Genomic DNA, 14,181 nt, shown 5'->3' on the forward strand with positions numbered 1-14,181 from the left:
ATGGACAGCCGCTCGGTCGATCTTCCAATCCCGTTCCGGCGAGTTCGGGAGGTATTCCCGGCGTTCCTTCTTCCATGCCCGCGCAGCAAGCTCCGGGGACATATCGCCTCCCTTCGCAGGGCTCCATATGGGGCAGCCGCGAAAGTTCGCCGGTCCCTACCGTCCTCGATGCCCCGCCAGCCTGGGCGCAATCGCCTCTGCGCGGTCCGGCTTCGGCGACGCTGCCTCCCTTCGGCGCCAATTTGTTTCAGGGGAATTTTGCCTCCACCTATTCGGAAAGTGTGAACGCCGATTACGTCATCCTTCCGGGAGACCGCATAGTGGTCCGTATTTGGGGAGCCAAGACGTATGACGATGTCCTGATGGTCGATCAGCAGGGGAATGTCTTTTTACCGGAAGTAGGCCCGATCCGGGTGGCCGGGCTGAAGCAGGGGCAGCTTCTGGGAGCCGTCCGGTCAAGCCTTGCCTCCGTCTTCACCGACAACGTCAATATTTACGTCAATCTTCAAAGCTCTCAACCCGTAGCCGTTTACGTGGCGGGCTTCGTGAACCATCCCGGAAGATACGCGGGTGGGCCGATGGATTCCGTCATGTCGTATCTGGACAGGGCGGGCGGCATCACGCCCGAGCGGGGAAGTTATCGGCACATCAAGGTGATGCGGGGAAAATCCCTTATCGGGACGGTCGATTTGTATGATTTCGCCCTGCGCGGGGAAATGCCTTCCATCCGGCTCAAGGATGGGGACGTGATTTTGGTGGATGAACGTGGGAGCAGTGTCGCCGCTCTCGGTCTGCTTCGCCAGCAGGCCCGTTATGAATTCATGGGCACGGCGACCGGGGCGCACCTTCTCGATCTCGCTACGCCGTTGAACAGCGCTTCGCACGTCAGCATCAGCGGGATACGCAACCGTGCGCCGTTCAACGTATACATCCCCATTGCCGAATTCGCGCAGTTTCAGCTTGCGGACGGGGACACTGTCGATTTCGTGGCCGATAAGCGTGGGCGCACCATCATGGCCGCAGTTACAGGGGCCATTCAGGGAGCTTCCCGGTTCCCCGTCCGCAAAGACACGACCCTCAAATCGTTGTTGCAATACGTGGAAATTGAGCCGGCCATTGCTGATACGTCCGCGATCTATATCCGCCGCCAAAGTGTAGCCGCACAGCAAAAGGCGATTATTGCCGATTCGCTGCGCAGGCTTGAACAGAGCGCGCTCACGTCAACGTCTTCGTCCGTGGATGAAGCCAACATCCGGGTTCGGGAAGCGGAGCTGATTCAGGATTTTGTGCGTCGTGCCGCAACGCTGGAGCCTGACGGCGTAGTCGTCGTTTCGCGCGGGGGCACAGTCAAGGATCTCCTGCTTGAGGACAACGACGTCATTGTTATCCCGCAGAAAACGGATGTCGTCCATGTATCGGGGGAAGTCTTGATACCCAAGGCCATCACCTATGAAAAGGGTATGTCCCTCCACGAATACCTCGAGAGCGCGGGCGGCCTTTCGGATCGTGCGGACAAGGACAATATCCTTGTCGCCAAGCAGAATGGTGAAGTGGGCAAAGTCCAAAATATGGGCATAGCGCCGGGCGACCGTATCTTGGTCATGCCCCGGTTTGATTCCAAGAATATGCAGCTGGCTAAGGATTTCACCCAGATTTTGTACCAAATTGCCGTGGCGACGAAGGTTGCTGTGGGGTTGTAGCTATCCGGAGAAGCTATGTTTACCATTTCGTTTCAATCACAAAACATTCATATTGATAATACGAGCCCCTTTTTCTTCATTGCAGGACCATGCGCCATTGAGGGGCGTACACAAGCCCTAGAGACAGCGTCAGCGCTCAAAGAAATTTTTACTCATCTGAAGATTCCGTTTCTTTATAAATCCAGCTTTGACAAAGCTAATCGAAGTTCCATTTCCAGCTTTCGTGGGATTGGGATGGAAGAAGGATTGTCTATTCTGGCAGATGTTCGGGAGCAAGTTCGGGTTCCGGTTCTTACGGATGTTCACAGCCCGGAACAGGCTGCGCCAGTGGCGGAGGTTGTCGATATGCTCCAGACACCAGCGTTCCTTTGCCGCCAGACCGATCTCATTGAAGCCGTCGCCGCGACTGGAAAGCCTGTCAACATAAAAAAGGGCCAATTCCTCGCTCCTTGGGAGATGGCCAATATCCTGAAGAAGGCAAAGGCGGCAGGGAACGATAGCATTTCCTTATGTGAACGAGGGACTTCTTTTGGATACGGCAATCTTGTTGTGGATATGCGTTCCCTTGAAATTATGAAACGCACCGGCCATCCGGTTGTATTTGATGCAACACACTCCGTGCAGCTCCCCGGTGCCCAAGGAACATGCAGCGGCGGCCAGAGGGAGTTTGTCCCTGTCCTTGCAAAGGCGGCGGCCAGCATAGGCGTAGCCGGTATGTTTATGGAAGTCCATCCGGATCCGGATAGGGCTCCCTGTGATGGGCCTAACATGATTGCTATCAGGGAATTGCCCGTTTTGCTGGAACATCTTCAGGCCTTTGATAAGTTGGCAAAGGGGATATGATATGAAGGTAATAGCAGTCATTCCGGCACGATATACCTCAACGCGCCTTCCAGGAAAACCACTGGCTGATATCTGCGGTAAACCAATGATTCAGCATGTCTATGAATTGATATCCCGTGCGGAAGGTTTGGACGATATCGTGGTGGCCACGGATGACGCTCGTATCGCGGATGCCGTGCGAGCTTTCGGAGGAAAGGTTTTTATGACTTCCCCAGACTGCCAGTCCGGTTCCGATCGGGTAAGGGAAGTCGCCAGCTCCTTGGCTGCGGATATCTACATCAACGTGCAGGGCGACGAGCCCTTGTTGGAGCCTTCGGCCATCGAAAAGCTGCTTTCCGCCTTCAGGAGCGACGGCGGCGTGCGGGTGGCCACGCTGTGCAGCCCCATCAGCGAGGAGCAGGCACGTTCACCGCACCAGGTCAAGGTCGTCTGCGATGACGCGGGCAATGCGCTTTATTTCAGTCGCAGCCTGATCCCCTATGTCCGGAACGCCTCGGAGCTGGCCCGCTTCCTAGGGCACGTCGGCATCTATGCCTACAGGGCAGAGGCGCTGCAGGCGTTCAGCCAACTGCCGCCGTCCCCATTGGAAAGGCTGGAACAGCTGGAACAGCTCCGGCTTCTCCAGGCGGGCATCCCTATCCGCGTCCTCGAAGTGCCGCCAATGGGCGCCGGGGTAGACACGCCGGAGGATCTGGAACGGGTGCGTGCGGCCATCAGGGGACGCCGCCGCCTGGCGGCGCTGGAAAAGCTGAAGCGCGTCCGCTTGGTCATTACCGATGTGGACGGGGTGCTCACGGACGGCGGGCTGTACTACGGGCCAGATGGTGAATGCCTGAAACGCTTTCATGCCCGTGATGGTCTAGGCGTTAAGCTCCTGCAAAAGGCTGGCATACGGGTGGCAGTACTCTCCGGGAGGGACTGCCCCGCCCTGCGCAGGCGCCTCGCCGATCTGGGCATTTCTGAGGCCGTGCTGGGTGAACCCGACAAGCGGGCGATGCTGGCAGGCATCATGGAGCGCTGCGGCGTTGCCGCTGGGGAAACGGCCTTTATCGGGGACGACATCCCGGACATGGAGGTCTTTGGCCTTTGCGGCGTATCCGTGACCGTGGGCGATGCGCCGGATTACGTGAAAGCCAAAGCCGATCTCGTATTGGAAAGCTTCGGTGGCCAAGGCGCGTTTCGGGAACTGGTTGAACACATTATAAGTATATGAAAAAGGATATCATAATGGCTCTTCGCACTTTTTCTAAGGAAAAAACAGCTTTTCACAGAGATACCGCCATGCCCATTCGTACTTCCATTAAGGAAAAGGACATTTCCTTCAACTCTGTCATTGTGACACAAGACTTTCTGAGAATCGAAGATGGCAAAAAGGATATCTTTGAGACTCCATTCAAAAAAAACAGCAAATGGATGTATCATATTGCAGGCTCTCAGATCGTCGCATCTTTGGATAATATAAGCCATAAGTTTTTTTATGGCGATGACGATGGACAGCATAGCCTCAGATGGAATATCTATTCAAAATGCGATTTGCCGTTTTGCACCAATTCATGGGCCAAAATCTTTTCTCCATCTGAAGAGTATAAAGAATACATAGCAGAGGACATAGTATCCGCTTTCAAAGGTAGCCTTGTAATATCGTTTGAGCTGCCTGAATCCGTATTGGAAATATTTACCGAAAACAATATTCCATATATTGATTTTTCAAACTATCCGATACGTTTCCTTCCAGATTATTTTTATGGCGTAAGAACGAACGTAACAGAATGGTATGAACGCATTCAGAAATGCGCACTGGATTATCATATCGTCAACGAATTTGCTAGGATTACACAAGCAAAAGCATCTAGGATTGCTCTTTTTGATAGCGTTGAGCAATGTTCCGTCCTCTTCCTTGGGCAAATGCCTATCGATTCTTCATTGATTTGCGACGGTGAAATAGCAAACGAAGATTTCGTAAAGGAAAAGCTTTTGGAATCTTCACTCAAGTACCCGAATTTGTACTATAAGCCTCATCCTCATAATAAGCAAGCAGGTTCAATAATAGAGTATTGCTCATCGTTGAAGGTAAAAATAGCTGACTTCAACATTTATGACTGTTTTGGATGCGGAAAGTTTGTAAAAATCATAGGCCTGTCGAGCGGCGGGATTTTTGAAGCGAAATTCTTTGGTTTGGAAAGCGAAAGGTTTTTGAAAAAGAAATATTTTTTTGAAGATAAAGATAACATGTCTTTATTCTACAATCCGGTTTATGCTGATTTCATGAGAAAGGATTTCTGGGATTATATTCTCCATAATAAAGGTGACTTTATAAAAACGACGCCCAATCCATACATCGATGCTATGAAGTTTTCTTTGCAAATGAAGTGGGGAAGATAATGATTTTTTTTTACGACATAACTAGGTTTATTGCCAGACTCGATGAAAATACTCCAACAGGAATAGATCGAGTTGATATCCATTATGCTAAATCAATTCTTGATAGCAAAAAAGAAATCTATTATTTAACAATAATAAAAGGCGTATTTTGTGCTGTTGAAAAAAAATATGGCGACAGCATCGTCAAATACTTATATGATAAATGGATACTATCCAAAAAAGTATCTTTCCAGAAGAAAACGCTATCAATCAATGATGCGTCAAAAGTGCCGTTGATAAAAAAGACCATCGGCAGGTTTGCAAAATGCATAGATAAAAATGTATTTGAGCTGATAACCAAAAAACCGAACGGGTGCTATGTAAACATATCACATTATGGCGTCGGAAAGGTTGAGGCGTACTATGTATTTAAGACTTTGGGAAAAATGAAGCTCATATTTTTCCTGCATGACCTTATTCCGATAGATTTCCCTGAGCATGTCAATGAACCCGATGAAGAACAGCATAAAATACGTGTCAAAGCAATGGCATTGTTTGCTGATATAATCATTGTAAACTCCCAATTTACACAAAAAAGGCTGTATAATTTTTGTGATAAACAAAATATTACGCGGCCTAAGTGCCTGATAAACAAAATAGGCATCGAAGATCGTTTCCTTGATGTAGACATAAGCAACAAGCCTATAGTACAGGGAGATTATTTCATATATGTCAGCACAATAGAATCCAGAAAAAATCATATCCTTCTCTTAAATGTATGGAGAGATATGATTGAGAAAAATAAGTTGGCGTCAATACCAAAGCTTATATTTGTAGGCAAAAATGGTTGGAAAAACGATTCCGCAATGTATATGATGAATCGTTGCCCGTATCTTCAGAATCATGTTTTCCATCTTCAGGGACTCAGCGATAACGAATTGATACAGCTCGTAGCCAATTCTACGGCGCTGCTTTTTCCATCCTTTACAGAAGGATGGGGCATGCCTCTGGTTGAGGCCATCGCATTGAATACGCCAGTAATATGTTCTGATATTGAAATATTCCATGAAGCTGGCCAGGATTTGCTGACATACGTTCCGCTGATAGATTCGTTAGGATGGCAAAACGAAATTTTGAAATTTGCATCTGATAAAAAATACCGTGCATCTAAAATAGAAAAAATGAAGGCATATAAAATGCCTAGATGGGATACCCATTTTGAAACATTCTATAACTATCTATCAGAAAAAAGCTCCAACTATAACAAAACTGTTACACAGGAAATGGTTGAAAACTTCAGAGCGTCACTTGTAGTTTCAAACAAGGCTAACGCTGACAAGGCAATAGACGCGGTAACAATAGACAAAAGGATGCGTAGATCTAAACTGATACGCAAATTCAAGACGGATCCGGTAAAATTCTTCATGGATTCTAAAAATCCGATATTGCGTTTCATAGGGAAGAGGCTTCAGAAATTGAACTAGGCCCGGCGTCTGGTATCGCCTCCATGGCCAGCAGCATCATAAATCCGAACGGTATGCCGTCATAAACCTATACCTAATCTTAATAGTTCCATAAGTTTCATATTGACAAGGAAAGTATCATGCCTGATATCATCCCAGTTATCCTTTGTGGCGGTAGCGGCACGCGCCTATGGCCGCTCTCGCGGGAACTTTGCCCCAAGCAGTTTGTCGACTTCGGAGAAAAGCCCACCCTCTTTGCGCAGGCGATGCGCCGCATGCAGTCTTTGCCGGGCTGCAAAAGAGCGGTTGTGGTCTGTAACGAAGCACACCGCTTCCATGCATTGCACGGGCTGCAAGCCTGCGGGCTGCAAGCCGACGTCCTTCTTGAGCCCGAGCCGCGCAATACGGCCCCGGCCATTGCCGTCGCGTCCCTTTTCCTGCGGGAATGGGAGGAAGATCCCCTGATGCTGGTGCTGCCTGCGGATCATGCACTGGACGACGATGCGGCCTTTTGCCAGAAAGTGCTTCAGGCCGTGCCGCTGGCGGAAGACGGTGCCATCGTGACCTTCGGCATCATGCCCACAGGCCCGGAAACGGGGTACGGCTACATTGAACAGGGCGAGGCCGTTGGGGCAGGCTTCCATGTCGCCCGTTTCGTGGAAAAGCCCGATGCGGTAACGGCTGAGTCCATTCTCGCCCAAGGGAATTATGTCTGGAACAGCGGCATGTTCTTGCTGCGGGCCTCGGTCTTTCTGGAAGAGCTGGCACGGCATGTGCCGGATATGGATACAGGCTGCCGTGCCGCATGGCGGGACCGCCAGACGGACGGCACGTTCATCCGCCCGGGACGCAACGCATTCCTAGCCGTCCCTTCCGACTCCATCGACTATGCGGTCATGGAAAAGACGGAACGGGCCGTGGTCATGCCGCTGGCTCTGAACTGGAGCGATTTGGGATCATGGGAGGCCCTTTTCCAGAACAGCGACAGGGATGCGCAGGACAACGCCGTGACGGGGGATGTGCTGCTCGAAGATACCGAGGGCTGCTACCTGAACGCCCAGCACCGCCTGCTTGCGGTTCTGGGCGTACGGGATCTGGTCGTGGTGGAGACAAAGGATGCCGTCCTGGTGCTCCCGCGCCAGCGTGCGCAGGATATCAAAAAGCTATTCAGCCGCCTTCAGCATGCACGGCGGCCGGAATGCCACCAGTCCACGCTGGTCCACCGCCCCTGGGGCAGCTATGAATCACTAGCCAGCGGGGATCGCTTCCAGGTAAAGCGCATCATCGTCCAGCCTGGCGAAGAGCTCTCCCTGCAGAAGCACCACCACAGGGCAGAGCACTGGATTGTGGTCAGCGGCACGGCGGAAGTCACCAACGGCGACGAGGTGAGCCTGTTCAGCGAAGGCCAGGGGACATATATTCCTCTTGGCGCCGTCCATCGTCTCAAGAATCCGGGAGTCATCCCGCTTGTGCTGATCGAAGTACAGTCGGGGCCATACACCGGCGAAGACGACATCGTCCGCCTCGCGGACGTTTACGGTCGCAGCTGATGCCGGGCAAGGAAGGGCCACCGGCGCTGATCGGCCCCCAAAGGCTGCGGCCTGCGCGGCAGGCATGTTTCCGGACGGCAGCTGCCCTTCCGCAATTCCCCCGGGCGATTTGCCCGCGAAGCATAGGCCCGATAAGGGCTCCAATTCAACATATCAGCCACAAAGGGATGATTTATTATTCTTCAAAAAAACTTCGGCGCCTGCTGGAATCGTCAGGCTTTGGGCTGCTCCCATCCGGCACCGCCGAAGGATCTTTTGTCGCCGGCTGGGGCCACAAACCCACAGCCGATAAGGCACGATGTTATGCCCTGAAACATAACCTTCCCTATATCGCGCTTGAAGACGGCTTCCTGCGCTCCCTTGATCTCGGATGCAAGGGGGCGCAGCCTCTTTCCCTTGTAGTTGACCATACCGGCATCTACTACGACGCCACTGAGCCATCCGATTTGGAGAATCTGCTGAACGGCTCCGGATGGGATTTGGAAGGGCAGTTGCAGTCCGCCCAGCATGCCATTGAAGCTATCAAGCGTCACGATCTGAGCAAGTATAATCATGCGCCGCGTGCTGCTGAAAAATTGCTTGGTGATGCTTCGTGCCCGCGTGTTCTTATCCTTGATCAGACAAAGGGGGATACCAGCGTTACGCTTGGCCGTGCCGATGCTGAAAGTTTCACAGCTATGCTGGACGACGCGCAGATGCGGTTTCCCACCGCCCGGTTGTTCGTCAAGACGCATCCCGATGTGCTTGCGGGGAAAAAGCAGGGCTATCTGACCGAGGCGGCGAAGCGAAGAGGCATTGCGATCATCGCACAGGTTGTTTCGCCGCTTTCCCTTCTTGCTCAAGCTGATGTTGTGTACACAGTCACCTCCCAGATGGGCTTTGAGGCCTTGCTGCTTGGTAAGGAAGTGCACTGTTTCGGCATGCCGTTCTATGCGGGATGGGGGGCAACGCATGATCGGCTTACTTGCCCGCGGAGGGCAAAACGCCGTACGGCGGAAGAGATCTTTGCCGCGGCGTATATGTTGTATGCGCGTTATGTGAATCCCGTGGCCGCCAAGCGTTGTGACATCCATGAAGCCATTCGGATTCTGGCCGCCCAGCGTTTTCAGAATGAGCGGAATAAGGGGTTCCACTCATGTGTTGGCTTTTCCAGATGGAAACGTCCTCATGCCCGGGCCTTTTTGCAATCGACCACGGGAACCATCCGTTTTTTTTCTGATTGGTGGAAAGCCATCAAATGGGCGCAAGCAAACGGCGGCGATGTCGTGGTATGGGCGTCCAAATGCACAATAGGACTTGAGAGTTCCTGCCAGACTATGGGCGTCCGGCTGATACGCATGGAGGACGGCTTCATCCGTTCGGTGGGGTTGGGTTCGGATTTTAATTGGCCGTATTCGTTGGTGCTGGATGAGAAGGGCATCTACTATGATCCGTCCCGCCCGAGTGGGCTGGAAGACATTTTGAATACCTTGCCTGAACATCCGGAGCGGGCCGAATTGTGCAGCCGGGCTTCCGCCTTGCGTGGCTTTATCGTCGAGAAGGGAATTACCAAATACAACACGGGTGTTGACGCAGTAACCCGTGGTGATTTTTCTGCAAAGGGACGTTTGCTCCTTGTCCCCGGACAGGTGGAGGACGACGCTTCCGTGCGGCTGGGCGGATGCGGGCTGTTTTCCAATGTGGATTTGCTCAAGGCCGTGCGGGAACGCCATCCGGATGCTTTCATCATCTATAAGCCGCATCCTGACGTGGAAAGCCGGAACCGGAAAGGGTGCATACCCGATGAAGAGGCGTTACGGTACGCGGATCGTGTTGTCCGCAACGTGCGTATGGATGTCCTGCTTGGCATCGTCGACGAAGTGCACACGCTCACGTCGCTTACGGGGTTCGAGGCATTGCTGAGGGGAATAGAGGTCCACGCTTACGGGGGGCCTTTCTACGCGGGGTGGGGGCTGACCCATGATCGGATTGATTTCCCCCGCCGGAAAGCCGGGCTTTCGCTTGAGGAGCTTATCGCAGGGACGCTGATACTCTATCCTTCGTATTACGATTGGCAGACGAAGGGATTCTGCACGCCCGAGGACATCTGTTACCGGCTTACCCAGCCAAAAGGGCAAATGCGCGGCAAGTTTTTTATGCGCACCTTTGCGGCGCTCAGGGAAAAGATAAGGAACGTATTCTGATCATGCGTACCTACTTGTTTCTTCAAGGCCCGCACGGGAGTTTTTTCCGTGAGCTGGGGCTGGCGTTACAGCGGGCCGGGCATCGTGTATTGCGCGTCAATATCTGCGGCGGTGACGTGGTGGATTGGCACTCGCGAGAGGCCGTGTGGTATCAGGGGCGGACCACGGACTGGAGCGGCTGGATCGGCGATCTCATGCGGCGCGAAGGCGTTACGGATCTGCTGGCCTTTGGGGACTGGCGGCCTCTGCACCGTGAAGCCATTCTGGTGGCAAAACTGCGGAATATCCGGGTGTGGGCATTTGAGGAAGGGTATTTGCGGCCCCATTATATCACGATGGAAGAGGGCGGGGTCAACGGCAACTCGATGCTTCCCCATTCGCCGGCCCTTTTGCGGGAACTTGCGGAATCCCATCCGGCCCCGCCGTCCCCCGTTGCCGTACAGAATCCTCTTTCGGCACGCGTATGGAAGGCTATTGCCTATTATGCGGGGACCATTTTTTTGCGCCCGTTTTTCCCCTGTTTCCGGACGCATCGCCCGCAGAGCGCCGTGAGCGAAGTCTGGGGATGGTTCCTTCGCGTCCTGACCCGCCGCACATGGGAAAGGCGTTCGGCGGAGAGCGTCCGGGAAATCTACCGGTCGCGTGCGCCCTATTTCCTGTTTCCTCTCCAGCTTGATTCGGATTCCCAAGTCCGCCGTTATTCGCCGTTCAGCGGGATGAAGGAAGCCATTGCGCATGTACTGACTTCTTTTGCGCACTCCGCGCCCAAGTCCATGCATTTGCTGATCCGCAACCATCCTCTTGATAACGGGCTCATCAATTACCGGAGGTACATCCGCCGGTTCAGCCATGCCTGCGGGCTGGAAGGCCGGGTTCATTTCGTGGAGTCGGGCAGGGCCGCGCTTATGATGGACCGCAGCGAGGGGATGGTGGTCCTCAACAGCACGATCGGCATTTCCGGGCTTCAGCGGGGGATACCCGTCTATTGCGTTGGCACGTCCATTTATGCGGTGCGCGGGTTGGCTTCGTCGCAGGAAGAGCAGGATCTGGACGATTTTTGGAGCAACCCGCAGAAGCCGTGCCCCGAAACCCTGCGGCATTTCGAGAAAGTTTTGAAATGCCGGACCCTCATCAACGGCAATTTTTATACGGAGGGAGGGGTGCGCCTGGCGATCCAGGGGGTCATGGAACGCATTGCCTGAGATGCCGTTGCGTTATCCCTGTTCTTTTCTATCCTCAGGGAAGCGTGGTTAGCCCGTCGGAGTCCGCGGCGGGCATGTCTTCCACCGCACAAGGACAAGGGTGCGGCAGAGAGTTCTTGGCGGCAGGGGTTATCGTATGCCCGCTCTCCAGCAGGTCCTGGTTTCGTTGGCCTCCGCCACGGAAGTAAACATTCCAGCAGCGCAATATAGATAGGGATTTCAGCCGCAAACCGGAAAGTACACATGGGACGGACTGGTTTCCTGCGCCACGAACGTTTTCCCGGCATCGGGATGCGTACAACCCGGCTCTCCGCAGGTACCGTATGGCGGAACGCAAGGGATGCCCCCCGTTATCTCAGGAGGGCACCCTTTGCTTTAACGTATTGACGGGCGATTATGTTTGTAACTCGTAGAGGCTCTCTCTGACGTTGTATTTGAATGGAAATGGAACGCTGTGTATTCCTGATGGAGTATCGTCACAATAGTGAATTATATAACTCATGAAAATTAGCTGTATTATGGTTATAGAAGAGCTTTTTCCCGTTTTTTACCGGGTGAATCATTGTTTTTTTCACATGATGCTTGACAAGATTGGTTGAAGGTTACAATAGTGGTTCTACCAAAAGAGAAAGGGAGAACCTCGCATGACGCATTCACAAGAGACTCCAGACCAATCTCAAAAGGCTGAACCTCTTCCCGAAACACGGGAACCCCTCAAGGCATATCAAAGGCTTTCCGAGAAAATACAGGATGCTATCGAAAAGGGCGGGCTCAAGGTGGGGGATAAGCTGCCCCCCGAGCGGGCGCTTGCCGAAACGTTCGGCGTTTCGCGGAACAGCGTCAGGGAAGCCATCCGCACGCTCTCGGAGCAGGGCATCCTCAAGAGCCGCCACGGCGACGGGACGTACATCTGCGGTTCCGATCTCGCGCCGCTGACCGCCGCCCTGCTCAATGCCGTCGACACGGAAGGAAAGTCATTTGACCATATTATGGAGTTCAGGCTCGTCATCGAGCCGTCCATAGCCCGGATAGCCACGGCACGGCATTCCGCCGAACAGCTCCATCAGCTCAAGATCATTGTCTGCGATCAGCAGTTAAAACTCCTGCACGGGGAGAACGACGGCGAATTGGACGCCCAATTCCATACCCTCTTGGCGGCGGCGACCGGAAACCCGGTTTTCGTCGACATTGTCAGCCATCTGAACGAGCTCTTTTCCCACAACCGCGCGGACGATGTCCGTCTGAAGAGGCGGATGGAAGAAGCCATCAACGAGCATCTGATGATCATCGATGCCCTTGAACGCAAGGATGCGGACGCCTGCTCCGACGCGATGGCGCGCCATCTCCATGCCGTGGCGGAAAAGCATTTTCTGGCGCAGTCCCGGGAAAGGGGGAGCGCATGTTGACCGCCACCGCTGCGCCGCATCCGGCGGCCCCTCCAGCCTCTTCACCCACTTCCCTCTTTCCGGCTTTCTTGCCATTCCCTTTCCCCCGTTTTTCCGGCGGCGTTCCCGCAATCTTCCCCCATGCGCGATGACCCGCGCCTTCGGCCCCAAAGTGCTTTTCAATGCCAATGCATTGGAAAGAGACGGTTGATGTGTCAACGGCACGGAAAGGCGACTTTCCTCCTCAGCGTAATTTTTTGCCGATTGGAGAACCCCGCATGGACCTCACGTTATGGAAAGACAAGCTTGATGCGTATCTCGACCCTCAGGAAGGCGACATGCTCCGTTTGCTGGAGCGGATCGTCAACATGGATTCCTTCACGACCAACGCGCAGGATGTGGACCAATTGGGGACCGTCCTGACGGATTGGTTGCGCGAGGCGGGTTTCCAGACGTTCATGATGCCCAAGACGGAAGCGCCCGCCGACGAGCCGTGGCAGGCGGATCTTGGCCACGTCTTCATGGCCAAGACGCACGGGCGCGAAGCGGAGCCGGGGATCGTGTTCCTCGGGCATATGGATACGGTTTTCCCCAAGGGTACGGCGCAGGCGCGGCCCTTCAAGATAGAGGGCGATCGGGCCACCGGGCCCGGCGTGGCCGACATGAAGGCGGGGCTTGTGGCCAACCTGTTCGCGGCGCGGGCCCTGAAGCGGCTCGGCCTGATCGATTGCCCCATGACCCTCATGTTCTCGCCCGATGAGGAGCTGGGCTCCCCCTCGGCTTCCCGGACCTTGGCGCAGGTCTTGCCCGGCGCACGCGCCGCCATCAACTCGGAACCCGGCGGCCCCGGCGGGCTTGTCACCGTATCCCGCAAAGGTTCAGGCCATATGTTCCTGAAAGTACAGGGCAAGGCGTCCCACGCGGGGCGCTGTTATGCGGACGGGGCTTCGGCCATCCTTGAAATCGCGCACAAGACGCTGGCGATCGACACTTTTTTGGATCTGGACCGTGGGCTCACCGTCAATACGGGCCTGATCAGCGGCGGGGTTTCCGCCAACTCCGTGGCCCCGTGGGCCGAATCCCGCATCCATCTGACCTACAGGACGCTTGAGGACGGGCAAAAGGTCGTCGCGGGCATCCGTGACGCCGTTTCCCGCACCGTGATCCCCGGAACGTCGGCCTCCATCAGCGGCGGGCTGCGCCTCTATCCCTTCGAGCGCTGCGAAGCGGGCGACAAGCTCTTCGGGCTCGTCAAGGACGCCGGGGAGCTCCTCGGCATGTCCATCAAGGGCCAGCATTACGACAGCGCGTCCGAAGCCGGCTTCAGCTCCAGCCTCGGCGTCCCCACCATCTGCAATATGGGCCCGGAAGGGGAACATATCCACTCCCTCAACGAATACCTTGTCCCTTCTTCCATCGTGAAGCGGTGCAAGCTCATCGCCCTGACGGCGCTGCAGGCTTCCCGCGTTTTCCAGCCGGGCAAATAAAAAACCT

10 protein-coding genes and 1 pseudogene are annotated in these 14,181 nt (G+C 54.2%); all 11 read left to right on the forward strand.

What is annotated here, in order from left to right; all coding sequences use genetic code 11:
- Positions 1 to 74 precede the first annotated feature (74 nt).
- The 11 genes and pseudogenes from T370_RS0105415 to T370_RS0105460 all read left to right on the forward strand — a co-directional run bounded on the left by T370_RS0105415 (position 75) and on the right by T370_RS0105460 (position 14,174).
- Entirely contained in the window at positions 75 to 1,700 is a 1,626-nt protein-coding gene (locus T370_RS0105415) for a polysaccharide biosynthesis/export family protein (protein ID WP_248604220.1), read from the forward strand.
- A gap of 15 nt (positions 1,701 to 1,715) precedes the next feature.
- The gene (gene kdsA / locus T370_RS0105420; protein ID WP_029435018.1) at positions 1,716 to 2,543 is read left to right on the forward strand and encodes a 3-deoxy-8-phosphooctulonate synthase; all 828 of its coding nucleotides are present in this window, start codon (positions 1,716 to 1,718) and stop codon (positions 2,541 to 2,543) included.
- A 1-nt stretch (position 2,544) separates the two neighbouring features.
- Positions 2,545 to 3,261: pseudogene (gene kdsB, locus T370_RS26180) on the forward strand (3-deoxy-manno-octulosonate cytidylyltransferase); the annotation flags it as partial.
- Positions 3,244 to 3,756 carry a KdsC family phosphatase gene (locus T370_RS26185; protein WP_345917527.1) on the forward strand — a complete coding sequence of 171 codons (513 nt, stop codon included), beginning with the start codon at positions 3,244 to 3,246 and terminating at the stop codon, positions 3,754 to 3,756. The pseudogene kdsB and the gene T370_RS26185, both read left to right, overlap by 18 nt.
- Before the next feature lie 14 nt (positions 3,757 to 3,770).
- Positions 3,771 to 4,925 (forward strand): hypothetical protein, encoded by a 1,155-nt coding sequence (locus tag T370_RS0105430; RefSeq protein ID WP_029435020.1) that lies wholly within the window; start codon positions 3,771 to 3,773, stop codon positions 4,923 to 4,925.
- Positions 4,925 to 6,388 carry a glycosyltransferase family 4 protein gene (locus tag T370_RS0105435; protein WP_029435021.1) on the forward strand — a complete coding sequence of 488 codons (1,464 nt, stop codon included), beginning with the start codon at positions 4,925 to 4,927 and terminating at the stop codon, positions 6,386 to 6,388. The genes T370_RS0105430 and T370_RS0105435 overlap by 1 nt, the downstream gene beginning before the upstream one ends.
- A 119-nt stretch (positions 6,389 to 6,507) precedes the next feature.
- Positions 6,508 to 7,917 carry a mannose-1-phosphate guanylyltransferase/mannose-6-phosphate isomerase gene (locus tag T370_RS0105440; protein WP_029435022.1) on the forward strand — a complete coding sequence of 470 codons (1,410 nt, stop codon included), beginning with the start codon at positions 6,508 to 6,510 and terminating at the stop codon, positions 7,915 to 7,917.
- 167 nt (positions 7,918 to 8,084) lie between these two features.
- Positions 8,085 to 10,100: a capsular polysaccharide biosynthesis protein gene (locus T370_RS0105445; RefSeq protein ID WP_248604221.1), complete on the forward strand. Its 2,016-nt coding sequence runs from the start codon at positions 8,085 to 8,087 to the stop codon at positions 10,098 to 10,100.
- A 2-nt stretch (positions 10,101 to 10,102) separates the two neighbouring features.
- Positions 10,103 to 11,302: a capsule biosynthesis protein gene (locus T370_RS0105450; protein WP_029435024.1), complete on the forward strand. Its 1,200-nt coding sequence runs from the start codon at positions 10,103 to 10,105 to the stop codon at positions 11,300 to 11,302.
- Positions 11,303 to 11,946: 644 nt separating this feature from the next.
- A complete protein-coding gene (locus T370_RS0105455; RefSeq protein ID WP_029435025.1) occupies positions 11,947 to 12,708 on the forward strand; it encodes a FadR/GntR family transcriptional regulator in 762 nt (253 codons plus the stop codon).
- 257 nt (positions 12,709 to 12,965) lie between these two features.
- Positions 12,966 to 14,174 (forward strand): M20 family metallopeptidase, encoded by a 1,209-nt coding sequence (locus tag T370_RS0105460; protein ID WP_029435026.1) that lies wholly within the window; start codon positions 12,966 to 12,968, stop codon positions 14,172 to 14,174.
- Positions 14,175 to 14,181: the final 7 nt, after the last annotated feature.

Origin of the sequence: Bilophila wadsworthia ATCC 49260 (genome assembly GCF_000701705.1) — a bacterium.
GTDB lineage: Bacteria > Desulfobacterota > Desulfovibrionia > Desulfovibrionales > Desulfovibrionaceae > Bilophila > Bilophila wadsworthia.

Bases quoted from the DNA above. Each gene is read 5' to 3' on its own strand.
- T370_RS0105450 (WP_029435024.1), top strand. From the start codon at position 10,103: ATGCGTACCTACTTGTTTCTTCAAGGCCCGCACGGGAGTTTTTTCCGT.
- T370_RS0105440 (WP_029435022.1), top strand. From the start codon at position 6,508: ATGCCTGATATCATCCCAGTTATCCTTTGTGGCGGTAGCGGCACGCGC.
- T370_RS0105455 (WP_029435025.1), top strand. From the start codon at position 11,947: ATGACGCATTCACAAGAGACTCCAGACCAATCTCAAAAGGCTGAACCT.
- T370_RS0105430 (WP_029435020.1), top strand. From the start codon at position 3,771: ATGGCTCTTCGCACTTTTTCTAAGGAAAAAACAGCTTTTCACAGAGAT.
- T370_RS0105435 (WP_029435021.1), top strand. From the start codon at position 4,925: ATGATTTTTTTTTACGACATAACTAGGTTTATTGCCAGACTCGATGAA.
- T370_RS0105445 (WP_248604221.1), top strand. From the start codon at position 8,085: ATGATTTATTATTCTTCAAAAAAACTTCGGCGCCTGCTGGAATCGTCA.
- T370_RS0105460 (WP_029435026.1), top strand. From the start codon at position 12,966: ATGGACCTCACGTTATGGAAAGACAAGCTTGATGCGTATCTCGACCCT.
- kdsA (WP_029435018.1), top strand. From the start codon at position 1,716: ATGTTTACCATTTCGTTTCAATCACAAAACATTCATATTGATAATACG.
- T370_RS0105415 (WP_248604220.1), top strand. From the start codon at position 75: ATGCCCGCGCAGCAAGCTCCGGGGACATATCGCCTCCCTTCGCAGGGC.